Source organism: Citrobacter sp. Cf116, assembly GCF_030336505.1.
GTDB lineage: Bacteria > Pseudomonadota > Gammaproteobacteria > Enterobacterales > Enterobacteriaceae > Citrobacter > Citrobacter freundii.
In genome coordinates, this window is the sequence record NZ_JAOWEQ010000028.1 from 40,703 (window position 1) to 63,561 (window position 22,859).

Genomic DNA, 22,859 nt, shown 5'->3' on the forward strand with positions numbered 1-22,859 from the left:
TCCGTTCACGCGGGTACAGAAATGTAAAATCTATTCCTGCCGTTAGTAATTCACCTGAGAAGGCCCATCACTAATCCCACGATCGTTTTTCTCAGGCGTGGTGGATTGCGATTGCGGCTGAACGCTCTTGGTCGGAGGCGGCGCGGTTTTATCAGCTGGCGGGAAATAGAGCGGGCCTTTTAGCCCACAGCCCGTCAGGCTGAACAGAGTAAAAATGACAGCGAGTGGCTTTAACACGTTTTTCATTATTGATTGCCTGTAAAGTTCATGCTTTCTGTTTTCTATCATCGCAGGAGAAGGCGTAAAAGCAAGAGTTTGGCTAAAAACTGCATCGCGATTTATTCCACGTTATACTGCGGGCATCACGAAAAATAGGATAAGAAAATGAACGACAGTGAATTTCATCGCCTTGCTGACACCCTGTGGATGACCATTGAAGAACGTCTGGATGACTGGGATGGCGACAGCGATATTGATTGTGAGATCAACGGCGGCGTTCTGACCATCAGTTTCGAAAACGGCAGCAAAATTATCATTAACCGTCAGGAGCCGCTGCACCAGGTATGGCTGGCGACCAAACAGGGCGGCTACCACTTTGACCTGAAAGGCGACGAGTGGATCTGCGACCGAAGCGGCGAAACGTTCTGGGATCTGCTGGAACAGGCGGCAACGCAGCAGGCAGGTGAAGAGGTGAGCTTCCACTAAGTGTGATTGCCGGATGCGCTTCGCTTATCCGGCCTGGGTATCTCGCGCATTTGGAGGCCGGATAAAGTGTTTACACCGCCATCCGGCACTATGCTTAAGAGAAGTACTGCTGCAACTGCGGCGCGTCGTTGTCCTGATTGACGGGCGGAACAGCGCTAATCGGCTGGGTGCGGAACGGAATCACCTGCGCGCGCCCGTCGGTTTTCACAATCTGATAGAACTGCGGCAGGTTAAAGTTGATGAAGCTGGAGCCGTAGGTAAAACGATCGTGCGACGATGAGTAGAAACGGCTGACGTCGCGTACCAGTTCCTCTTTACTACCTTCGCAGTGGTGATACACCTCAGCCCGATTGCTTTCGTCCAGAATGTAGATATTAAAGCCCTGCTCATCACCCGTTTCTTCGAAAAAGAACTGAATAATCCCTTCACTGGCAAAACCGTCTACCACCGACGGCAGTTTCACATGGTTGGTCTCAACCTGGACGGAAAGCCCGTGCAGTTTGTTATGTGAAATCGCGCCATAGAATTCAATCGCGTTTTCCAGCTTCTGTACCGAGACGTTCAGGCGCTCGAAGAACAATCCCCACGTCTGGCCGGAAACACGTAGCGCTTTGAAACGTCCGGTTTCCTGACGGGTGCTGGAGAGGCGTAATTCAATGCACTCAGACACCAGTTGCTGAACGCGGGTGCGAATTAAACCGCGCAGATGCTGGCTATAGCAGAAAACCTCGACGCTATCTGGCGGCGCGGCATCCTGGTGCATTTTGCCCAGAATCGTTTTTAACGCTTCAATCATCGCCTGCTCGCCGTTGAAGTGCAGCGTACGCACTTCATTCCACGAGTTGCGGTACAGCAGGTCTACGCTACCCACCAGGCATTTTTGCTCTTCACCAAAACTGAAGACGTCCAGCTTACGGAAATCAAAATGCACCACCTGATTGCGAAACGCTGCCGTCGGGTCATATTCGAGGTTAACGATAATCGCCAGATGGCGAATTTCGCATGGGCTATAGAGCGCTTTCGGCGTTGGCGCAGGCAGTCGCAGCGGGAAGTGGTGCGACACATCGGCGACCATTTCCTGCAGCTTCGGCAAATCAACAATGCCGTTACCCTTAATAAACAAATGCGTACGCGAGGTCAGCAGGCCATTGAACCAGGCCCACGCCACCAGCTTGTTGAGATAGCGGTTATATTCCAGCGGCTGATGGCTGATGATCGAGTCCATGTTAGGCGCGCGGTTGTAGAGATACCAACCCGAACGGTTGGCACGACCCGGCGGTACATGGATAAAGGTCAGATTCGGTTCCGAGAGATCCGGAGATATCTGCGGGTTCACCAGCGTGACCTTACCCGGCAACGCTTCAAACGCAGCATACAGCTTACGGGTCAGCACACCGATATCCTGCGGACTGGCGCTGACGCTGAGGTTATTGCGCCGCGCAAAGCGGATCAGGTTACGATAGCTCTGCATCATCGCATCGAGCAGTTCGTTATGCGCTTCACGTACCTGGTCAATCTTCCAGTTAGCGCGGTTATCCAGCATGGTCAGACGAGTGTCATCCCAGCCCCACTCTTTCACTAACTGACTTAATACTTCACGACGCCAGCCCACGCAGGCGCGCTCACGGCTCAGTTTCTCGCACACTTTTAAGTAGAAACATCGACGTACTAAATCCAGGCGCGTCGGATCTTCGATCGCCGTGAGGTACTCGGTAACGCGCTCCAGCATCATGCAGTAAGGGTCGAGACCAAAAGAGACGATCTCGCCGTCATGCAAGCGCTGTTTAATGTCTTTCGCCAACAGTCGTGGGTTGGGATATTCCCAGGAATAGGCTTCCAGCAACAGCGTTTTCAGTACCGCTTTGTACGGGGAGTCGATACTCTTGTACAACTGCCAGAGGCTGGCGCCAAAGTACTCTTCGGCGGAAAGCGAACTGAGTCCGCCGAGATCCAGCCATTCGTTTGGCGTTAACACCCCCTGTGCGTAGAGCGTCATGACGTAATCGTCGTAGTGCTCTTCTTCGTCGCCCGGCACCATATTCCACAGAATACGTTTACCCGCGAGGCGCACAGCGGTGCGATAGAATTCATCCAGCAACAGGATATGCTGCGTCGAGCCACAGTCTTCACCCCCCAGACTGCCGCTTTCATTGTGACGGAAACGGTTTTCGTCAATCAGGAAGAAACTGACTTCCACGCCCAACGAGGCCGCCCAGCTTTCCAGCAGGCTACATTTACGCTGCAGCAGTTGGCGCTCTTCGCTATCCAGCCAGGATTGATGGCAGACCCAGATATCAAGGTCAGACGAACAACTTTGCCCTACCGAAGAGGTACTGCCCATCGAGTAAACGCCGGTGATCGGCAGTTCGCCCTTCGGCGGGTCCTGCGGCGACATACCGCGGTACAGTTCCAGTTCGTTCAGGTAGTGGCGTTGGGTTTCATCAGGCGTGTAAAGGCATATGCCTTTGGGAACGTTACCATCAAGGTAACCCGGCATCAGCGGATGATGGTAGTGCAATAATGTCGGCAGCAGACTGTATACCTGCTGGAAAGCAGGTCCCATGGCAGCAAGCGCGCGATCCACACGCAGTTGATTTATGGCATCCAGTCTCTGTTTCAGAGTCTCAATATAGAGGTACAAGACGTATCGCCTGATGTTGCATCCGTCATGGCGTCGATAGCGGCGGCGCAAACGCTTACCACCCTCGTCATCAGTCCGGATAAACCGTATGTCAAAAATTACCGTTACCTTTTTCCCCTGCACTTTTATTAGTTACAGATGAAAAAATGGTCTAAAACGTGATCAATTTAACACCTTGCTCATTGACCGTAAAGAAAGATGCGCTACATACCAGTGTAGCACCGTTCGTTACGTGTAAATTCCTTCATACGGTCGGGAGGTTTTTCTCGTCATTATTCACTGACAGTGATGATGCAGCGCCTTTTCCTCTCACTTACGTTTGAGCGTAACGCTGACATCCCTTTGATAAGGATGTTAGGATGGTCAATGATTGATAATGACGGTAACAAGCATGTTAGACAATGTTTTGAGAATTGCCACACGCCAAAGCCCCCTTGCGCTCTGGCAGGCACATTATGTCAAAGACGCCTTAATGGCAAACCACCCAGGTCTGATCGTGGAACTGGTTCCTATGGTAACCCGTGGCGATGTGATCCTTGATACCCCGCTGGCGAAAGTCGGAGGGAAAGGGTTGTTTGTTAAAGAGCTGGAAGTCGCGCTGCTGGAAAAACGCGCCGATATCGCCGTGCATTCCATGAAGGATGTGCCGGTTGAATTCCCTGACGGTCTTGGACTGGTCACCATTTGCGAGCGAGAGGATCCGCGTGATGCTTTCGTCTCAAATAAGTACAACACGCTGGATGAACTCCCCGCAGGCAGCATCGTTGGGACATCCAGTTTGCGTCGCCAGTGCCAGTTGGCGAAGCGTCGCCCGGATCTCGTCATCCGTTCGCTGCGCGGCAACGTAGGCACGCGCCTTAGCAAACTGGATAACGGCGATTATGACGCCATTATTCTGGCGGTCGCTGGATTAAAACGTTTAGGTCTTGAGTCGCGAGTCCGTACCGCTCTGCCGCCGGAAGTCTCCCTGCCCGCTGTCGGACAAGGCGCAGTAGGCATAGAATGTCGACTGGATGATATGCGCACTCAGGCGCTGTTAGCGCCGCTCAACCATGAAGAAACCGCGCTACGCGTCAAAGCAGAACGCGCCATGAACACCCGCCTGGAAGGGGGATGTCAGGTACCTATTGGTAGCTATGCCGAAATCATCGACGGTGAGATTTGGCTACGTGCGCTGGTCGGCGCGCCAGACGGTTCACAGATGGTATGCGGAGAACGTCGCGGCGCCACACAGGATGCCGAACAGATGGGCATCTCTCTGGCAGAAGAACTGCTGGAGAACGGTGCGCGCGCCATTCTGGCTGAAGTTTATAACGGAGAAGCACCCGCATGAGTATTCTGGTCACCCGCCCGTCTCCCGCTGGGGAAGAGTTAGTGAGCCGTCTGCGCACACTGGGGCAGGTGGCCTGGAGTTTTCCGCTCATCGAGTTTTCACCTGGTCGGGAACTGGCAACGCTTGCTTCCCGACTGTCGGCGCTGACGGAGAACGATCTGGTCTTCGCCCTCTCGCAGCACGCCGTTACCTTTGCAGATGCCGAGCTTCAGCAGCAAGAGAAAAGCTGGCCATCCCTTCCGCGGTATTTTGCCATTGGCCGTACAACGGCGCTGGCGCTGCATACTGTTAGCGGCTTCAATATTCACTACCCTCTGGATCGGGAAATTAGCGAAGTCTTGCTACAATTACCTGAATTACAAAATATTGCGGGAAAACGCGCGCTTATATTACGCGGCAACGGTGGCCGTGAGCTGATAGGTGAAACCCTGACGGCACGCGGAGCCGATGTCGATTTTTGTGAATGTTATCAACGCAGTGCAAAATATTACGATGGTGCAGAAGAAGCGATGCGCTGGCAATCCCGTGGCGTAACCACGGTGGTTGTCACTAGCGGAGAGATGCTACAACAACTCTGGACGCTCATTCCACAGTGGTATCGTGAGCACTGGTTACTACGCTGTCGGCTGCTGGTCGTCAGTGAGCGTCTGGCGCACCTCGCCCGGGAACTGGGCTGGCAAGATATTAAGGTCGCTGATAACGCCGACAACGATGCGCTACTACGCGCATTACAATAACTCTCATAATGGGATGCCATAATGACGGAACAAGAAAAATCCTCCGCCGTGGTTGAAGAGACCAGGGAGGCCGTGGAAACCACGTCACAGCCAGTTAATACTGAAAAAAAGAGTAAGAACAGCACCGCGCTGATTCTGAGCGCTGTGGCGATTGCTATTGCGCTGGCAGCAGGCGTTGGGCTGTACGGCTGGGGGAAACAACAGGCAACAACACAAACGGCAACCAGCGATGCGCTGGCGAACCAGCTGACGGCACTGCAAAAAGCGCAGGAAAGCCAAAAAGCTGAGCTGGAAGGCATTATTAAACAGCAGGCAACGCAGCTGGATGAAGCCACTCGCCAGCAGGCCGCGCTGGTCAAACAGCTTGATGAAGTCCAGCAAAAAGTCGCCACCATCTCCGGCAGCGATGCTGGAACATGGCTGCTGGCGCAGGCTGATTTCCTGGTGAAACTGGCTGGTCGCAAATTATGGAGCGATCAGGACGTCACTACCGCCGCGGCGCTGCTGAAAAGCGCCGATGCCAGTCTGGCAGATATGAACGACCCGAGCTTAATTACCGCGCGACGTGCGATTACTGACGATATCGCGAGCCTCTCCGCGGTGACTCAGGTCGACTATGACGGCATTATCCTGAAAGTGAATCAACTCTCTAATCAGATCGATAACCTGCGTTTGGCCGACAACGACACCGACGATTCACCGATGGACTCGGACAGCAGCGAGCTTTCCAGCTCTATTAGCGAATGGCGCGTCAATCTGCAAAAAAGCTGGCAGAACTTTATGGACAGCTTTATCACCGTGCGCCGTCGTGATGAAACTGCCGTACCGCTGCTGGCACCGAACCAGGACGTTTACTTACGTGAAAATATCCGTTCCCGCCTGTTAGTGGCTGCCCAGGCCGTGCCGCGTCATCAGGAAGAGACATACCGCCAGGCGCTGGAAAATGTCTCCACATGGGTGCGTGCTTACTACGACACCGACGATGCAGCGACCAAAGCGTTCCTTGAAGAAGTAGACCAACTGAGCCAGCAAAGCATCAGTATGGATGTCCCGGAAACGCTGCAGAGTCAGGCTATTCTCGACAAGTTAATGCAGACCCGCGTACGTAATTTACTGGCGCAACCTGCCACAGCACCGGTAGCAGCAGCGCCAGCGCCTTCGACAGACGCTCCGGCAACCGCGCCGCAAGGAGAATAATGATGCTAAAAGTATTGTTGCTCTTTGTGCTGTTGATCGCCGGGATCGTCGTCGGTCCGATGATAGCCGGTCATCAGGGCTACGTGTTGATCCAGACGGATAACTACAATATCGAAACCAGTGTGACGGGCCTGGTGATCATACTGATCGTCGCCATGGTCGTCCTGTTTGCGATTGAATGGCTGTTGCGCCGAATTTTCCGCACCGGCGCACATACCCGTGGGTGGTTTGTGGGTCGTAAACGTCGTCGCGCCCGTAAGCAGACCGAACAGGCGCTGCTCAAACTGGCAGAAGGTGACTATCAGCAGGTTGAGAAGCTGATGTCGAAAAATGCCGATCATGCAGAACAGCCAGTAGTGAATTACCTGCTGGCGGCAGAAGCGGCTCAGCAGCGCGGTGACGAAGCTCGCGCCAACCAACACCTTGAGCGTGCTGCCGAACTGGCGGGAAATGATACGATCCCGGTAGAAATCGCTCGCGTTCGCCTGCAACTGGCGCGTAATGAAAATCACGCCGCACGCCACAGCATAGACAAACTGCTGGAAGTAACGCCACGTCATCCGGAGGTGCTGCGTCTGGCTGAGCAGGCCTACATTCGCACCGGCGCATGGAGTTCCTTGCTGGATATCATCCCATCCATGGCAAAAGCGCATGTGGGTGATGACGAGCACCGCGCTATGCTGGAACAACAGGCATGGGTTGGCTTGATGGATCAGGTCCGCGCCGATCAGGGCAGCGAGGGGCTGCGTGCATGGTGGAAAAACCAGAACCGTAAAACTCGTCATCAGGTTGCTTTGCAGGTAGCAATGGCTGAACATCTGATTGAGTGTGACGATCACGATACGGCGCAGCAGGTCATCATTGATGGTTTGAAACGTCAGTACGATGACCGTCTGGTGCTGCCGATCCCGCGTCTGAAAACCAATAATCCGGAACAGATAGAAAAAGTGCTGCGCCAGCAGATTAAAGCCGTGGGCGATCGCCCGTTGCTGTGGAGTACACTGGGTCAGTCGTTAATGAAGCATGGGGAATGGCAGGAAGCCACGCTCGCCTTCCGTGCCGCTCTCAAACAGCGCCCGGATGCCTATGACTACGCCTGGCTTGCTGACGCGCTGGACAGACTGCATCAGCCGGAAGAAGCCGCCACCATGCGTCGTGATGGCCTGATGTTGACGTTGCAGAACAACAATCCCCCGCAGTAACTCCTGAATGCCCGGTAGCGCTTTCGCTTACCGGGCCTACATATTTTTCAATCGTATACACAAAATCATTCGAGAAGCAGTTCGAAGGTTTTTGTGTATGCATAAAAAAACGCCCGCTCGGTAAGGAGCAGGCGTTAAACAGGTCTGTATGACAACATAAATGGGTGCTTCACTCAACGTTATGTCCATGGTGTTTGATGAGGCTACGCGACATCTGTCTGTGGACGATAAGCACCGTAAATGGCTCTGCATCATTCCTGAGTTTATGAGGCCAGAGGGCGAACATAAGAGATGGAATGAGCATCTACCCGCATATTATTGCACAAGGCATGCCACGATTGCACTGCAAAAACCAGGTATTCGGACTTTTTAAGACATCAGGTAATTCGCGGGAATAAAGGCTGAGAAGGGAAAATCAGAAAACAAAAAACCCCGCCGAAGCGGGGTTCAAAATTGGTCGGCGAGAGAGGATTCGAACCTCCGACCCACTGGTCCCAAACCAGTTGCGCTACCAAGCTGCGCTACTCGCCGTTTTACTGCTTTTTGAATTTTTAGTTCAATTCTTTAAGTCGTGGTGCGAGGGGGGGGACTCGAACCCCCACATCCTAAGGACACTAACACCTGAAGCTAGCGCGTCTACCAATTCCGCCACCTTCGCATTTCACAACTTTAAACTAATGGGGTGGCTAATGGGATTCGAACCCACGACAACTGGAATCACAATCCAGGGCTCTACCAACTGAGCTATAGCCACCACTGCAAATCTTTTACGCGGTATTAAAACCACCGCAGCTCTGGCACCCTACTAAATGGTGCGCCCGACAGGATTCGAACCTGAGACCTCTGCCTCCGGAGGGCAGCGCTCTATCCAGCTGAGCTACGGGCGCTTAGCGCCGTTGCGGGGCTGGATATTACGGAGGTCTCGGTCTTCTGTCTAGTGCTTTTTTAAAATAAATTATCGTTTGGTCATGGTTTGTGCGTTTTGTCGCTTATTCCCGCAATTTATGGGCTGTGCCATGACGATTCAGACCAAAAACCTTATAAATGAACGTCACGGCCAGTAAGAAACCCATGCCAACAAAAAGCGACATTCGGGTATCTTCATTAAAGTACATGCCAATTAATACGCAAATCAGGAACGCCATCGTCAAATAATTCGCCCACGGGAACAGAATGGAGCGGAATGGATGACTGGCAATCGCCGCTTTATGCGCCTGACGGAAACGCAGCTGGCTTATCAGGATCACAAACCACGGCACCATCCCCGGCAACACGCTGGCGCTATAGACATAAACAAACACGCGCTGCGGATTGGGAATGATGTAGTTCAGGCACGAACCAATCAGCAGGATCGCGATAGAAATGGCCACGCCGGCAACCGGTACACCATGGCGAGAAACTTTCCCAACAGCGGCGGGGAGCTGGCGATTCTTGGCTAGCGCGTAGAGCATACGCCCACAGCTGTACATGCCGCTGTTACAACCCGACAGCGCCGCCGTCAGGACCACAAAGTTAATAATCCCCGCCGCGGCGGTAATACCAATCTTGGCAAAGGTGAGAACAAACGGACTGCCGTTGCTGCCAATCTCATTCCACGGGAAAATAGTGACGATAACAAAAATTGCGCCAACGTAGAAAATCAGGATACGCCACAGCACTTTACCTACCGCGCTACGCAGCGTGACCTGTGGGTTCTTCGCTTCACCTGCAGTAATGCCGATCAGCTCCACGCCCTGGTAAGAAGCCACGACAATACACAATGCCGTCAGGAAGCCCTTCCAACCACCAGCAAAGAAACCGCCGTGTTCGGTCAGGTTGCCAAAGCCGATCGCCTGACCGCCATTACCAAAACCGAAGAAAATCACCCCTAACCCAATGACGATCATCACAATGATGGTGGTCACTTTGATCATGGCAAACCAGAACTCAATTTCACCATACAAGCGAACTGCGGCGAGGTTCGCCAATGCAACCAATCCGACCGCGATCAGTGCGGGTATCCATTGCGCCATTTCCGGGAACCAGAACTGGACGTACACCCCGATGGCGGTAATCTCTGAGATCCCCACCGCCATCCACATAAACCAGTATGACCAGGCGGTGAGATAGCCAAAGAAGGGGCTCATATAACGGTGAGCGTAAACAGCGAATGAACCGGCAACCGGCTCGAGGAATAACATCTCCCCCATAGAACGCATAATGAAAAATACGAACAGCCCGGCGACGATATACGCCAGCAGAACCGAAGGTCCCGCCCATTTCAGGGTACTGGCGGCCCCCATAAACAGCCCGACGCCAATAGTGCCCCCGAGGGCAATTAATTCGATGTGACGAGCCTCCAGCCCACGCTGTAGCTCAGGTTTGTTCTCGGCCATAAATCCTCTTGTTGTGTTTGCATACTGTCCGGTATTACCGGTTCTCGTTATGGGTACATCTTGTTATGTCATAACAGGCCATACGACACCGACCGCTTAGCGGTTGGCGTCAAAACTCCACGGCACTGGAATGATTGTTGCGAATGGTTTCCTAAAATCGCTTAAATGGCAATTAAAGCATTCAAAAAATGAATATATTGTGCGAGAAAGCAGCGATTATGTTGTAAATAAGTAGCGTAATTAGCAGATCACGCTACTTATCAGAGGAGAGAGGGCGTCAGAGGTTGCCGGTATAGTGCCAGCGGAGATAGCGTAATAAGCGAAGTTGTCGAGTAATACGGCTCGGTTGCGACAATAAGCGATACAGCCACTCCAGCCCCAGATTTTGCCAGATTTTAGGCGCACGCTTAACGTGACCGGTAAAGACGTCGTAGGTGCCGCCCACGCCCATATACAGCGCGTCGGGGTGAGTCTTGCGGCAATCACGCATAAAGATCTCTTGTTTCGGCGAACCCATCGCCACCGTCACAATTTGCGCGCCGCTGGCGTGAATACGCTCAAATAACGCCTGACGCTGCTCTGGGGTAAAATAACCATCCTGGCTACCCACAATGTTCACACGCCACTGTGCACGTAGTTTTGCTTCTGTTTGCGCCAGAACTTCAGGCTTGCCACCAACCAGGAAAACAGGCGTTCCGTTTTGCCCAGCTCGCGCCATCAGCGCTTCCCAAAGATCAGCACCGGCCACACGTGAAACCTGCGCCTGCGGGAATTTTTTGCGCACCGAACGCACCACGCTAATCCCATCCGCATATTTGAACTCCGCGGCGTTGATCAGCTCCCTCACTTCAGGATTATCTTCTGCTGTCAGCATTTTCTCAGCGTTGATAGCCACCAGCGTTCCTGACCTGAGGTGTCCTTCGGCAAACAGGTAATTCAGCGCATGTTGCATATCGCGCCAGCCAATCAGTTGTAATCCGCGCAGCGAATACAGCGGCGCAGTTGTGTTATCTGTCATTACGATCCTTCAATTTGTGTCCGGGGCAGCGACTTGATTCGTTTATGGATGAGTCCTGCGCTATCGAATAGCCAAAACAGCAGTTTTGCCATCAGTAGGCAAACGCCAAAAATCACGAGGAAAAAGACCACTCGCGAGACAAACGAATCCAGCCCTTCACGTGCCAACACGATCATATTGAAAATGGCACCAAAACAGAAACTGTGCAAAATCGCTGCCTTATAGCGATTGGTTTCTTGGTTACCTAGCTCATACAGCCAGTCGAACCACTTGATAATGAGTCCAACGACAATCGCGCCTAATGGTATAAAAAGCGCCCCGCCCATCACCACCAGTGAACCAATTAACGTCGGCGAAATCGCCAGTCCTGAGTGGTTGTTCAACACTTCCCAGGTAAAGTAGTTCGCTGAGTTGAGTACAATACTCGGCCGCCCTGGCCACAGCCAGGAAGGAATAAAGACGTAGAAGTCACGGACGATCGGCGCCAGCCCCTGGAACTCAATATTGTGGTAATTCTGCAGCAACAGCGCCAGGTTCTCCCACGGCGAGAAGGTGTCGCGCGTAAGGTACAGGAACGTATAGAACGCCTCATCGCCGCTAACGCTCATTCCGTAGCGCTTCAACGCCAGCCAGAACATCCCGACAATACCCAGCACGCCTGCTGCGACCAACATCCACAGCGAAATCCAGCCGCGAATAATGCCGATAAACAAGAAGATGGCAAACGCGATAATGATATTGGCGCGCGTCCCACCCACAATCATATAGGTCAGCAAACCAAACGCGACGGTACTCACCAGGAAGAACAACCACGCTTTGCTGTCCTGACGCAGGAAATAAACCACCAGCATGGCCGGAATGAAGAAGTAGAAGAAACGCTTCAGAGCGACCCCAGAGACTTCGCTGGAAAAAATCTGGCTATAGGATTGCAGTCTGAACAGCAGGAATCCGTTGTGCATAAAGAAGACGCCCACGCTCACCAGCGCAATCGCCATCAGGATAACCCAGGTCAAATGGGCTTCAACGCGATTGATGGTAAACAGCGGCCTGCGCGGCTTACCCTCTACTCGCTTACGCAATCGCGTTTTATACGTCACGTAGTAGACGGCATAGAAACAGGCTGCTGACAGCAAGGCCTGCAGCAGGATCTCCGGCGGAGCCACTGCCACATCAAAGCGGAACACCAGGATGCTGGTTAACGGGAATCCGAAGAAGAACGTCAGCAAGAACAACAATGAGAAGAAAACATTGAAGTTAAAACGTACGCGGCGGAACTCAAACCAGGTCAGCGTGGCGATAAATAAGGTAGAGAGCAGCCAGACTACCAGCAGACCGCTGAATTGCATCAGGCTCATACGGTTTCTCCTGAAGCAATGCGCAGCGCGTTATACCACGGCTGCAGATAATTCGGGCTAAAGAAGGTAATCGTGTTTTTATCTACCGATGCCAACTGGCGCTGCGCTTCACGTACGACGCCTTCATTGAGATCATCCGTGGTAAATAACACTGGAAGATTCTGTTCCACCATATCCTGCCAGAAGGGATTTTCACGGTTGAGCACGCACGGGATACCCGCCTGGATCAGCAAACACAGGGTACCGATCCCCTGCTGCCGGGCAAAAATAAAGTAACCCAAATCGCATTGCCGCAATAATGTTAGATAGGCATCAAATTCCAGCTTTTCACTTAAAATTTGCAGATTATCAGCGCTAAATAATGCCATACCGGCCTGGCGAACCTCGTCGATATAGGCCTCATTATTGGCGGGGTAACCCATCGGCACAATCACGTTCACCGTGTCGCCGAACTGCTGATGGACAGCACGCAGCGCGGCAACATGCTCATTGCTGCGATCGCCAGAGTTGCCAACCAGCACCGTCATCTTGCCGCTGCGCTGACAATCATTGCTCATGTTATTGAGTGAAGGATCCATTCGCGTTGGGAAATAGAGCAACTCACCCCGTACATGCGGATGTTGCTCGGCGAAATAACGTAAATCGCCCCGCGTGGCAAATACGCAGCCCACGCGGTTCTGCGCCATGCGGCGAATCGGGTAAAACAGGCGGAATTTCAGCCCACTGGAGACTTCGTATAAATCAGCACCCCAGATATGCCAGTAAAACTGCGTCGGTTTAATTCCCCCGCTCAGCAGCGCCAACCACAGGCTGGTGTTGAACTGACCGTGGAAGAAGAATCGCTGTTGGCGATTCGCTTTTGCTTTCGCAATAACTGCTTCGGCTAACGCTTTTTTCCCGCTGTAGAAACTCAGCGATAACGCCGGGCAGCTCTCACTGAATCCCGCATCCTGACCGGCAACCATAAACGTGCGCGCGTGCTCGCTCGTCGCGGCAAGCGAGTCGTTGAAAAACCGCAGCACGGTTTGGTTATGGTGAGGGATATCCGATCCCAGAACGTGAATCAGTACAGTCATGCCCGCCTACGCCAGAGTAAAAACACGCCACAACAAAGAGAAAAATAGACGATGTACGTTGCCATATAAGCCTGTGCCGCTCCCAGCGCACCATGTGCAGGGATCAGCCAGTGAGCAAACACCGTCAATAACATGAACTGGCTAATTTCAGCCAAAATATAAAACCGCAGTGATGCTTTCGCGATCACCAGATACCCAAAGACATACGCCCCAACTTTTAGTACATCGCCAACCAGTTGCCAGGCAAACAGATCGCGCATGGCGGTGAATTTTGCGGAGAAAAGCAGCCAGATAGCAAAGTCACGCAGCAGCCAAACGGTAAAGCTCGCAGCGGCAACTGCTGGTAACACGAACTTCAGCGACTTAACCACCTCGCGCGTAATATCGCGCTTTTCAGTCAGTCGCGACAACGTCGGCAGCAAGTAAACGCTGAATGAAGCGGTAATGAATTGCAGATAAGCATCAGAGATACTGCTTACCCCCTGCCAAATCCCCACATCATCCCAACTGTACTGCGCCGCCAGCAGGTTTCGCATCATCACGTATGCCACAGGCAACGTTACGGAGGTAATCAGCGCCATCAGCGTAAACTTGCTTAGCTGTCCAGCCAGACCGTTATCCCACGAGGGTTTCAGGTAATGCAGAGGAATCGCCCCGCGCTTAATCAGCATAATAGCGGCAGGGATAACGACCAACGCGGGCACTAACGCCAGACCCAGCAAAGCGCCTTCATACCCTCCCAGGCGATAACAGCCATAATAAGCCACTACGCCCACCAGACTACCCACAATCAGCGACAGCGCGTTACCCGCCGCATCGCGAAACCCCTTCATCAACGCCAGCAGCAGATTCGCCCAGGCAATGCCCATCTGCACCAGCGCAACCAGTCTTACCAGCCCCTGATAATGAGTATGACCAAACAATCCCTGACTGATTGGTGCGGCCGCCAGCAGAAAAATCACAGCCATCAGCGTAGAGAATCCCAGCACCATCGCGGAAGATGTACCGACGACCTTGCAGAGCCGGGTCGGATCGTCATGGTGCTGCGCAACATATTTCGTGACGCCGTTGAAAATGCCGGCCCCCGCCAGGACACCAAGCACGGTGACCATCTGGCGGAAGTTACCCGCCTGCCCCACGCCTGCCGGGCCAAACGACACCGCCAGCAGCTTCACGACCAGCAAACCCGCACCAATTTTTACCAGCGTACTGGCTGCCGTCCATAAGGACGCTTTAGCAAGCGACATTTCAGGCGAAGTAGTTGAGTAAGGTCGAAATTACCGTTCGCTGGTTGACCGGCGACAGGTTGTAGAACAGCGGTAAACGCAGCAAACGCTCGCTCTCTTTGGTGGTGTAACGATCAACACCGGCAAATACGCCGAATTTGTCGCCAGCTGGGCAATCATGCAGCGGGATATAGTGGAACACCGCCATAATTTCAGCTTCTTTCAGGAAGTTAATCAACGCTGTGCGATCGTCGATATCGCGCAGCTTGATGTAAAACATATGGGCGTTTTGCACGCAGCCGTCTGGTACAGAAGGCAGCTCGATACGTCCGGCACGCGCCAGCGGTTCAAGAGCATCATAGTAGTTCTGCCACAGCGTCAGACGCTGCTGGTTAATGCGGTCAGCTGCTTCCAGCTGCGCCCACAGATAGGCGGCCTGTAGATCGGACATCAAATAGCTGGAGCCGATATCACGCCAGGTATATTTATCTACCTGGCCACGGAAAAACTGGCTGCGGTTTGTCCCTTTTTCACGGATGATCTCTGCACGCTCGACTAATTTTATATCATTAATCAGCGTCGCGCCGCCTTCACCACCTGCGGTATAGTTTTTGGTCTCATGAAAGCTAAAGCAACCAATGTGACCAATCGTCCCCAGCGCCCGACCTTTGTAAGTCGACATAACGCCCTGGGCTGCATCTTCCACCACAAACAGGTTATGTTTGGTCGCCAGCGCCATAATAGTATCCATTTCGCAGGCCACGCCCGCGTAATGCACCGGCACAATAACGCGGGTCTTGTCGGTGATCGCCGCTTCAATCAGCGTTTCGTCAATGTTCATGGTATCCGGGCGGATATCAACAAAGACAATTTTCGCGCCTCGCAGCACGAAAGCATTGGCCGTGGAGACAAACGTATAGCTTGGCATAATGACTTCATCGCCAGGCTGGATATCCAGCAGCAATGCCGCCATCTCAAGCGATGCGGTGCAGGAAGGCGTCAGCAATACTTTCTCGCTGCCAAAATGCTGTTCCAGCCACTGCTGGCAGCGACGGGTAAAACCGCCGTCGCCACACAGTTTGCCGCTGTTCATCGCAGACTGCATGTAATCGAGTTCAGTGCCCACCACCGGCGGTGCGTTAAATGGAATCATCGTGTCACCTGTATAACCAATACGCGGTGCTTTCCACATTCGCACCACTGTGTATATAACGTTTAAGCGCGGCGGTATTGCCCATTTGGGTCGCCACACGTAGTGCTGTTTTACCGTGAGCCTGCGCCCAGCAAAGCGCGGCCTGCATCAGTTCTGCTCCCGCCCCACGCCCGGCTAGCAGGCCAATTCGCGCCTCGGTCGCATTCAGTTCACGCAGCGAGACATAGCCACGAATCTCACCTGTTGGTGTACGAAAAACGAGGCATTGATGATCGAACGTCCCCAGCACCGCGTTTTCAATCCACTGCGCATAAAAACGCGCGCTGGCATCTGCGGCATACCACGGGGCGCGAAAACGACTTTGCGCGAACGCCTGTCCTGCCAGATGGCGTAATGCAGGGATATCCGTAGTTTGTGCGACCTGCGCACCGGGGTCACCATGCGCACACGTCACTGGCAGCACAAAATCCACTTCACCTTCAACCAGTGAGAAGCCCAGCTGTTGCAGGGCATCTAATGCTTGGGTATTGGCGGCAGGTATTTTTGCCTGTACCCGCGACCAGGGCTGCAACGCATCCGCAGTCAGAACCGACGCGTGTTGGTCAAAACGCACAATGGCGCTATGCACGCCAAAGAACGTATTTTCCCAGCTAAGCGGCTCAATACTGGCGCGGATTTTCACCGCCAGACCCCTTTGGTATCAACGACATATTGCTGGTGAACCGCATCGCCTTTAATGGCTTTAAATTCATTGTGGTCGACCAGCAAGACCAGCACATCGGCGCTTCCCAGGGCATCGTCCAGCGTTGCCAGTTGGCACAGACCGTCCAGTTTTTTCGGCAGTTGATGGATATTCGGTTCCACTACCAATGTTTCGCCTTTGTGCCAATGCGCGATACTTTGCGCAATTCCCATCGCCGGGCTTTCACGTAAATCATCAATATTCGGTTTAAATGCCAGACCAAAACAGGCAATTTTCACTTCGCTGGCCCGTTTATTGGTATCTGCCAGACAGTCGGCCACGGCAGCTTTTACCCGATCGACCACCCAATGAGGCTTACCGTCGTTTACCTCACGCGCGGTGCGAATCAATTTCGCCTGCTGCGGGTTCTGCGCCACGATAAACCACGGATCAACCGCAATACAGTGCCCGCCAACACCCGGACCCGGTTGCAAAATATTCACGCGCGGATGGCGATTTGCCAGGCGAATCAGTTCCCAGACGTTGATCCCCTGATCGGCGCAAATCAGCGACAACTCATTGGCGAAGGCGATATTGACGTCGCGGAAGCTATTTTCAGTCAGCTTGCACATTTCCGCAGTGCGGGCGTTGGTCACGACACATTCACCCTCAAGGAAAATGTTGTACAGTTCGCTAGCACGCGCGGAACAGACGGAGGTCATTCCCCCAATCACGCGGTCGTTTTTAATCAGTTCAACCATCACCTGACCCGGCAGCACGCGTTCAGGACAATAAGCAATGTTAACGTCAGTCTGTTCCCCGACCTGCTGCGGGAAAGTCAGATCAGGACGCATTTCAGCCAGCCATGTGGCCATCTGTTCGGTAGCCCCGACAGGCGACGTTGATTCAAGGATCACCAACGCGCCTTTTTTCAGCACCGGAGCAAGAGACTTGGCTGCGGCTTCCACATAAACCATATCGGGTTCGTGCTCCCCCTTAAACGGAGTAGGCACAGCAATCAGATAGGCATCCGCATCTACAGGGGTTGTGGTCGCACGCAGAAATCCATTTTCGACCGCCGTTTTCACCACGGCGCCCAAATCTGGCTCTACGATATGAATTTCACCGCGATTAATGGTATCCACCGCGTGTTGATTTACATCTACGCCAATCACATGCTTTTGACGGGAAGCAAAGGCAGCCGCCGTCGGCAGTCCGATATAACCCAGCCCAATGACAGAAATGGTCGTAAAACTCATAGCGATATCCGATTATTTTTTAACGCGTGTAAAATGCGGCCACATGCCTGCCCGTCACCATACGGATTATGGGCGCGGCTCATGGTCTGATATTCATTGTCGTCATGCAGCAAACGCGTGACTTCTTCGACAATACGCTGCGGGTCTGTCCCTACCAGACGTACTGTGCCTGCAGTAATCGCTTCCGGACGTTCCGTCGTTTCGCGCATCACCAGTACTGGTTTCCCCAGAGATGGGGCTTCTTCCTGAATCCCACCGGAGTCGGTCAGGATCAGCCAGGCATGATTCATCAGCCAGACAAACGGCATGTAATCCTGCGGTTCAATCAGGATGACGTTTTCAACGTGACCCAGAATGCGATTCACCGGTTCGCTAACGTTAGGGTTCAGGTGCACCGGATAGACAATCTGTACGTTCTGATTGGCCGCAGCAATTTCCGCCAGCGCGTGGCATATGCGTTCAAAACCGCGACCGAAGCTTTCCCGACGATGACCGGTCACCAGTATCATCTTTTTATCAACAGCCAGGAAAGGATAACGTTCTGCCAGATCGGTACGCAGCACCTCATTTCCCAGTACACGGTCACGAACCCAGATCAACGAATCAATAACCGTATTACCTGTAACGAAGATACGGCTATCAGAAATGTTTTCCCGTAGCAGGTTTTGGCGCGAGTTTTCTGTTGGCGCAAAATGATACATCGCCAAATGCCCGGTCAGCGTACGGTTCGCCTCTTCCGGCCAGGGAGAGTAGAGATCGCCTGTACGTAAACCCGCCTCCACATGCCCTACCGGAATACGCTGATAGAACGCAGCCAGACTCGTGGCAATGGTGGTTGTGGTATCGCCGTGAACCAACACAACGTCGGGTTTAAAGTCAGCCAGAATAGGCTTTAATCCTTCCAGTATTCGGCAGGTAATTTCTGTTAGTCCCTGACCTGGCTGCATAATATTGAGATCGTAGTCAGGTACAATGGAAAAAAGGTTCAACACCTGATCGAGCATCTCCCGATGCTGCGCCGTGACGCAAACTTTTGCCTCAAAATCAGGATCTTTTGCCAACGCATGAACCAGAGGTGCCATTTTTATGGCCTCCGGTCGCGTGCCAAATACAGTCAGTACTTTCACATCGATTCTCTTCGGATTGGCAGTGAGGGCCCAGCCCCTCACTGCAACGATATTGCTAGATCGTGCGGCGGCGGGTTAACGCGACACCAGCACCGATCAGAGCCCCAACGATGCCCCACATAATCATCAGGAAAGCACGACGAGGGCTGTCACGTTTTACCGGTTCTTCCGGCGTACGCAAATAACGATAGGTCTGAAAACGCGGATCCAGAGTTGGCCCAACGTTCAGTGTGTTAAGCATGGCTCGGTTTTGGAAGTAGTCCAGATCGAAATCGGGACCAACAGATTGCAGGTTTTCGAGTCGCGCCTGCAGCATAGGGCGTCCAAGCAAAAACAGTTCTGAATCAGGTAACTCTTCAGCCGGAACGTCAGTGGAAGTACGCGAAATATTATGCTGTTCAGCAATTTTGAGCGCCTGCTCAATGTTGTGAACTCGGCGAGAAAAAATCGATTTCGCCACTTCTTCCTGGCGTTTAACCTGCGCCTTCATCTGCACAGTGCGCGCAGCCCAGGCTCCCTTTAACTCGTCGTTCAGATGACGCGCTGCACGCTGACTGGCAAACGCGATGTACTGACGCAACAGATTGTTGGCATCAGGTGCCGTCTCGGCAATCAGCTTCACGCTGTCATTGGTATTACGAACCGCATCGCCAGGCATAAACTGAATGTTATTGATCAGTTCATCCAGCATCGCCGCATCGGCTTTACTGTTCCCCACCATACGTTGCTTGTAGTAATCAGTCTGCTGCCAGAATTCACGGCGCGTATCCCATGAGGCAAGCTGCATGATAAATTCTTTATAGGCTTCATCCATCACTGATGGCTGATCCGCTGATGCAAGACTGGCCTTGATGTCCAGGTTACGTAAGAACTGCTGCTGAGAGTAATAGCCGCCCAACATATTAACCGTTGGCCTGTCTGAAATCGCCGTCGCGCTCCACTCCTGACGAGCAAAGAACGTATAGGCGAGAGCGACTAACGCGAAGGCGAGAGCCATGCCGACAATCCACACTTTCCCTGCCCATAAGGCACGAAACAACCCACGGATATCCAGTTCATTTTCTGCGCTCACGGCGTGTTCCCCCGGTAATGGTTGTGTCATCGCATCCTCAATTTACTTGGTTAAGTTTGGTTTGCCTTCGCGGTGCCTTCGTAGTCTGCGCTTAACTCGCTTAATAAATCTCGCCACCTTCCATGCCCGCTTAATACAGTAACCGTAAAGACCGAATGCCAGTAAAAAGAGCACCAACATGGCCCATTCAGGGACTAAACGAAAATATTCAGCCAGTGCACCGATAGAGGCCAGAATCGCTGCAGCCAACGTGATCAGAACAAATGCCTGTCTGGAAGTAAACCCGGCGCGCATCACTAAATGATGAATATGCTGGCGATCTGCAGAGAAAGGACTCATGCCTTTACGCAAACGACGATACATGATCGCCACCATATCCATTAACGGAATGGCGATAATCCACAGTGCAGTGACCGGGCTAATAGGATGAGTTTTACCTTGAGTGGTCTCCAGCAGGATCCAGATTACCGTAAAGCCAATCAGCGTACTTCCCGCATCCCCCATAAAGACCTTATAGCGGCGTCCAAGAATACCCAGATTTAGCATGATGTAAGGCAGGATGGCGGCAATCATGGCAAAACACCAGATAGCCAGGCTTGTCTGACCATCGAACCACAGGATAAACCCCATCGCTGCGAATGAGACACTGGATAGCCCGCCTAACAAGCCATCAATGCCATCAACCATATTAAAGGCGTTAATCGCCGCCCAGACGGCAAAAAGGGTGAGAAAATAACCAAAGGGACCCAACAACAACTCCCACGGGCCAAAAATATATCCCAGGCTACTTAGATAAAGCTCACCTTTTACCATCATCACAATAGCAATCGCCGCCTGAACGACTGCTCGTATTTTTACGCTGATGTCAAAACGATCGTCAAGCGCGCCAACAAACACCAGCACACCTGCACAGAAGAGGTATAACGAGGCATGGGGAATGTAATAATCCGAAAAGCCAAACATGAAATTGATTCCGGCAAACACAGAAATCCCGCCCACCAACGGAATAATCCCTTGGTGACGTTTGCGGAAGTTTGGCTTATCCACTAAACCTATTTTTATGGCTACTTTTCGTGCCAAAAAAATAAAAATGGTTGTGAATAAAAAAATACTAACTAGCTCAGAGAAAGCAGCGAGTAGATTCACAGTGTATGTGTTCTCAGCATATATCATTTCCTTAAAGTATAATGCGTTAAGACGCCCCCTTGAAGAGAGCAGCTAAAACATTACACTTCCTACCTCTTGTCGGTCATGCCGCACATTGTGACAATCCATGACGCCGATAATAATGACAATTTTATCTGACCAAACATTAGGATGAATCGTAAAAGCAAAACGCCACGTAAAAACGTGGCGTTTTCAGATGATGCCTGAATCAGGAACGCTTCATCATATCGAAGAAGTCGTCATTGGTCTTGGTCATCGCCAGTTTGTTAATGAGGAATTCCATTGCGTCGATTTCACCCATAGGATGGATGATTTTGCGCAGGATCCACATTTTCTGCAGCTCTTCCTGGGTGGTGAGCAGCTCTTCTTTACGGGTACCAGAACGGTTGTAGTCGATAGCCGGGAAGACGCGTTTTTCAGCAATCTTACGGGAGAGATGCAGTTCCATGTTGCCGGTACCTTTAAACTCTTCGTAGATAACTTCATCCATTTTAGAGCCGGTATCAATCAGCGCAGTCGCGATGATGGTCAGGCTACCGCCCTCTTCCACGTTACGTGCAGCACCAAAGAAACGCTTCGGACGATGCAGGGCGTTGGCGTCCACACCACCGGTCAGTACTTTACCGGAAGCAGGAACCACGGTGTTATATGCACGTGCCAGACGGGTGATGGAGTCAAGCAGAATGATAACGTCTTTCTTGTGTTCAACCAGACGTTTCGCCTTCTCGATAACCATTTCCGCAACCTGAACATGGCGGGAGGCAGGTTCGTCAAAGGTAGACGCAACCACTTCACCTTTCACCAGACGCTGCATCTCGGTAACTTCTTCCGGACGTTCGTCAATCAGCAGCACCATCAACACGCAGTCAGGATGATTGTATGCAATGCTCTGCGCGATGTTCTGCAGCAGCATGGTTTTACCCGCTTTCGGCGGAGCAACAATCAGACCACGTTGGCCACGACCGATCGGCGATGCCAAATCCAGTACACGTGCCGTTAAGTCTTCAGTAGAACCATTACCACGCTCCATACGCAGACGAGAGTTTGCGTGCAGCGGCGTTAAGTTCTCAAAGAGGATTTTATTACGGGCGTTTTCTGGTTTGTCGTAGTTAACTTCGTTAACTTTCAACAGCGCAAAGTAGCGTTCACCTTCTTTCGGCGGGCGAATCTTACCAGAAATGGTATCACCAGTGCGGAGGTTGAAACGGCGGATTTGGCTGGGAGAAACGTAGATGTCATCAGGACCGGCGAGGTAGGAGCTGTCTGCAGAGCGGAGGAAACCAAATCCATCCTGCAATATCTCCAGCACACCGTCACCAAAGATATCTTCGCCACTCTTTGCGTGCTGCTTCAGGATGGCAAAAATAATGTCCTGCTTGCGCATACGAGCCAGGTTTTCAAGGCCCATATTTTCGCCGAGAGTGATCAGCTCAGAAACCGGCGTATTCTTTAATTCGGTAAGATTCATAATGGTGTGAGTTCTTAAACTTGGGGTAAATCTCGAACTTAATGTTGTGAATGGTATGGCAGGGTC

19 protein-coding genes and 4 tRNA genes are annotated in these 22,859 nt (G+C 52.4%); 5 read left to right on the forward strand and 18 right to left on the reverse strand.

All coding sequences use genetic code 11. The features are described from left to right. Positions 1–42: 42 nt before the first annotated feature. Positions 43–246: an LPS translocon maturation chaperone LptM gene (lptM, locus tag OGV74_RS03840; protein WP_003017937.1), complete on the reverse strand. Its 204-nt coding sequence runs from the start codon at positions 244–246 to the stop codon at positions 43–45. A 138-nt stretch (positions 247–384) separates the two neighbouring features. On the opposite strand from lptM, the gene cyaY reads away from it, so the two are divergent. Next, positions 385–705: an iron donor protein CyaY gene (gene cyaY, locus OGV74_RS03845; RefSeq protein WP_003017943.1), complete on the forward strand. Its 321-nt coding sequence runs from the start codon at positions 385–387 to the stop codon at positions 703–705. Between the two features lie 94 nt (positions 706–799). On the opposite strand, the gene cyaA is transcribed toward cyaY, so the two are convergent. Further along, positions 800–3,346: a class I adenylate cyclase gene (cyaA, locus tag OGV74_RS03850; protein WP_003017946.1), complete on the reverse strand. Its 2,547-nt coding sequence runs from the start codon at positions 3,344–3,346 to the stop codon at positions 800–802. 391 nt (positions 3,347–3,737) lie between these two features. On the opposite strand from cyaA, the gene hemC reads away from it, so the two are divergent. The 4 genes from hemC to hemY are packed head-to-tail and all read left to right on the forward strand — an operon-like array spanning position 3,738 to position 7,815. Further along, positions 3,738–4,679: a hydroxymethylbilane synthase gene (gene hemC / locus OGV74_RS03855; protein WP_003841203.1), complete on the forward strand. Its 942-nt coding sequence runs from the start codon at positions 3,738–3,740 to the stop codon at positions 4,677–4,679. Further along, positions 4,676–5,416 carry a uroporphyrinogen-III synthase gene (hemD, locus tag OGV74_RS03860; RefSeq protein ID WP_005133323.1) on the forward strand — a complete coding sequence of 247 codons (741 nt, stop codon included), beginning with the start codon at positions 4,676–4,678 and terminating at the stop codon, positions 5,414–5,416. The genes hemC and hemD overlap by 4 nt, the downstream gene beginning before the upstream one ends. Before the next feature lie 21 nt (positions 5,417–5,437). Next, positions 5,438–6,613 (forward strand): uroporphyrinogen-III C-methyltransferase, encoded by a 1,176-nt coding sequence (gene hemX, locus OGV74_RS03865; protein WP_003017955.1) that lies wholly within the window; start codon positions 5,438–5,440, stop codon positions 6,611–6,613. 2 nt (positions 6,614–6,615) lie between these two features. Continuing rightward, on the forward strand, positions 6,616–7,815 hold the full coding sequence (gene hemY, locus OGV74_RS03870) for a protoheme IX biogenesis protein HemY (protein ID WP_003017958.1): 1,200 nt from the start codon (positions 6,616–6,618) through the stop codon (positions 7,813–7,815). A 454-nt stretch (positions 7,816–8,269) separates the two neighbouring features. Here hemY and OGV74_RS03875 read toward each other — a convergent pair. From OGV74_RS03875 to rho, 16 genes are all read right to left on the reverse strand, one after another. Further along, positions 8,270–8,346, reverse strand: a tRNA-Pro gene (locus OGV74_RS03875). Between the two features lie 41 nt (positions 8,347–8,387). Then, positions 8,388–8,473, reverse strand: a tRNA-Leu gene (locus OGV74_RS03880). A 20-nt stretch (positions 8,474–8,493) separates the two neighbouring features. Beyond that, a tRNA-His gene (locus OGV74_RS03885) sits at positions 8,494–8,569 on the reverse strand. Between the two features lie 56 nt (positions 8,570–8,625). Continuing rightward, positions 8,626–8,702 (reverse strand) — tRNA-Arg (locus tag OGV74_RS03890). Between the two features lie 102 nt (positions 8,703–8,804). After that, positions 8,805–10,190: a bifunctional threonine/serine APC transporter ThrP gene (gene thrP / locus OGV74_RS03895; RefSeq protein WP_003017961.1), complete on the reverse strand. Its 1,386-nt coding sequence runs from the start codon at positions 10,188–10,190 to the stop codon at positions 8,805–8,807. A 277-nt stretch (positions 10,191–10,467) separates the two neighbouring features. Then, positions 10,468–11,208, reverse strand: a complete 741-nt coding sequence (gene wecG / locus OGV74_RS03900; protein WP_003017964.1) for a lipopolysaccharide N-acetylmannosaminouronosyltransferase — start codon at positions 11,206–11,208, stop codon at positions 10,468–10,470. After that, positions 11,208–12,563 (reverse strand): ECA oligosaccharide polymerase, encoded by a 1,356-nt coding sequence (gene wzyE / locus OGV74_RS03905; protein ID WP_003017967.1) that lies wholly within the window; start codon positions 12,561–12,563, stop codon positions 11,208–11,210. The genes wecG and wzyE overlap by 1 nt, the downstream gene beginning before the upstream one ends. Next, complete coding sequence (locus OGV74_RS03910) at positions 12,560–13,639, reverse strand: TDP-N-acetylfucosamine:lipid II N-acetylfucosaminyltransferase (protein ID WP_054528917.1); 1,080 nt, start codon at positions 13,637–13,639, stop codon at positions 12,560–12,562. The genes wzyE and OGV74_RS03910 overlap by 4 nt, the downstream gene beginning before the upstream one ends. After that, positions 13,636–14,886: a lipid III flippase WzxE gene (wzxE, locus tag OGV74_RS03915; protein WP_286520348.1), complete on the reverse strand. Its 1,251-nt coding sequence runs from the start codon at positions 14,884–14,886 to the stop codon at positions 13,636–13,638. The genes OGV74_RS03910 and wzxE overlap by 4 nt, the downstream gene beginning before the upstream one ends. 1 nt (position 14,887) lies before the next feature. Then, positions 14,888–16,018: a dTDP-4-amino-4,6-dideoxygalactose transaminase gene (rffA, locus tag OGV74_RS03920; RefSeq protein ID WP_086504709.1), complete on the reverse strand. Its 1,131-nt coding sequence runs from the start codon at positions 16,016–16,018 to the stop codon at positions 14,888–14,890. A gap of 4 nt (positions 16,019–16,022) precedes the next feature. After that, a complete protein-coding gene (gene rffC, locus OGV74_RS03925; RefSeq protein ID WP_003841192.1) occupies positions 16,023–16,700 on the reverse strand; it encodes a dTDP-4-amino-4,6-dideoxy-D-galactose acyltransferase in 678 nt (225 codons plus the stop codon). Further along, positions 16,697–17,959: a UDP-N-acetyl-D-mannosamine dehydrogenase gene (wecC, locus tag OGV74_RS03930; RefSeq protein ID WP_071696993.1), complete on the reverse strand. Its 1,263-nt coding sequence runs from the start codon at positions 17,957–17,959 to the stop codon at positions 16,697–16,699. Before wecC ends, rffC begins: the two co-directional genes overlap by 4 nt. Continuing rightward, positions 17,956–19,086, reverse strand: coding sequence for a non-hydrolyzing UDP-N-acetylglucosamine 2-epimerase (wecB, locus tag OGV74_RS03935; RefSeq protein WP_032948215.1), 1,131 nt, complete (start codon positions 19,084–19,086; stop codon positions 17,956–17,958). Before wecB ends, wecC begins: the two co-directional genes overlap by 4 nt. A gap of 55 nt (positions 19,087–19,141) precedes the next feature. Next, complete coding sequence (gene wzzE, locus OGV74_RS03940; protein WP_071696994.1) at positions 19,142–20,188, reverse strand: ECA polysaccharide chain length modulation protein; 1,047 nt, start codon at positions 20,186–20,188, stop codon at positions 19,142–19,144. A gap of 12 nt (positions 20,189–20,200) precedes the next feature. Continuing rightward, complete coding sequence (wecA, locus tag OGV74_RS03945) at positions 20,201–21,331, reverse strand: UDP-N-acetylglucosamine--undecaprenyl-phosphate N-acetylglucosaminephosphotransferase (protein WP_217436154.1); 1,131 nt, start codon at positions 21,329–21,331, stop codon at positions 20,201–20,203. A 202-nt stretch (positions 21,332–21,533) separates the two neighbouring features. Continuing rightward, the gene (gene rho / locus OGV74_RS03950; RefSeq protein ID WP_002437993.1) at positions 21,534–22,793 is read right to left on the reverse strand and encodes a transcription termination factor Rho; all 1,260 of its coding nucleotides are present in this window, start codon (positions 22,791–22,793) and stop codon (positions 21,534–21,536) included. Positions 22,794–22,859 lie beyond the last annotated feature (66 nt).

Excerpts from the sequence above, each read along its gene's own strand:
- cyaY (WP_003017943.1), top strand. The coding sequence starts at position 385 with ATGAACGACAGTGAATTTCATCGCCTTGCTGACACCCTGTGGATGACC.
- hemX (WP_003017955.1), top strand. The coding sequence starts at position 5,438 with ATGACGGAACAAGAAAAATCCTCCGCCGTGGTTGAAGAGACCAGGGAG.
- OGV74_RS03910 (WP_054528917.1), bottom strand. The coding sequence starts at position 13,639 with ATGACTGTACTGATTCACGTTCTGGGATCGGATATCCCTCACCATAAC.
- wecA (WP_217436154.1), bottom strand. The coding sequence starts at position 21,331 with ATGATATATGCTGAGAACACATACACTGTGAATCTACTCGCTGCTTTC.
- hemD (WP_005133323.1), top strand. The coding sequence starts at position 4,676 with ATGAGTATTCTGGTCACCCGCCCGTCTCCCGCTGGGGAAGAGTTAGTG.
- rho (WP_002437993.1), bottom strand. The coding sequence starts at position 22,793 with ATGAATCTTACCGAATTAAAGAATACGCCGGTTTCTGAGCTGATCACT.
- wzxE (WP_286520348.1), bottom strand. The coding sequence starts at position 14,886 with ATGTCGCTTGCTAAAGCGTCCTTATGGACGGCAGCCAGTACGCTGGTA.
- wzyE (WP_003017967.1), bottom strand. The coding sequence starts at position 12,563 with ATGAGCCTGATGCAATTCAGCGGTCTGCTGGTAGTCTGGCTGCTCTCT.
- wecC (WP_071696993.1), bottom strand. The coding sequence starts at position 17,959 with ATGAGTTTTACGACCATTTCTGTCATTGGGCTGGGTTATATCGGACTG.
- wzzE (WP_071696994.1), bottom strand. The coding sequence starts at position 20,188 with ATGACACAACCATTACCGGGGGAACACGCCGTGAGCGCAGAAAATGAA.
- wecG (WP_003017964.1), bottom strand. The coding sequence starts at position 11,208 with ATGACAGATAACACAACTGCGCCGCTGTATTCGCTGCGCGGATTACAA.
- rffA (WP_086504709.1), bottom strand. The coding sequence starts at position 16,018 with ATGATTCCATTTAACGCACCGCCGGTGGTGGGCACTGAACTCGATTAC.
- hemC (WP_003841203.1), top strand. The coding sequence starts at position 3,738 with ATGTTAGACAATGTTTTGAGAATTGCCACACGCCAAAGCCCCCTTGCG.
- thrP (WP_003017961.1), bottom strand. The coding sequence starts at position 10,190 with ATGGCCGAGAACAAACCTGAGCTACAGCGTGGGCTGGAGGCTCGTCAC.
- lptM (WP_003017937.1), bottom strand. The coding sequence starts at position 246 with ATGAAAAACGTGTTAAAGCCACTCGCTGTCATTTTTACTCTGTTCAGC.
- hemY (WP_003017958.1), top strand. The coding sequence starts at position 6,616 with ATGCTAAAAGTATTGTTGCTCTTTGTGCTGTTGATCGCCGGGATCGTC.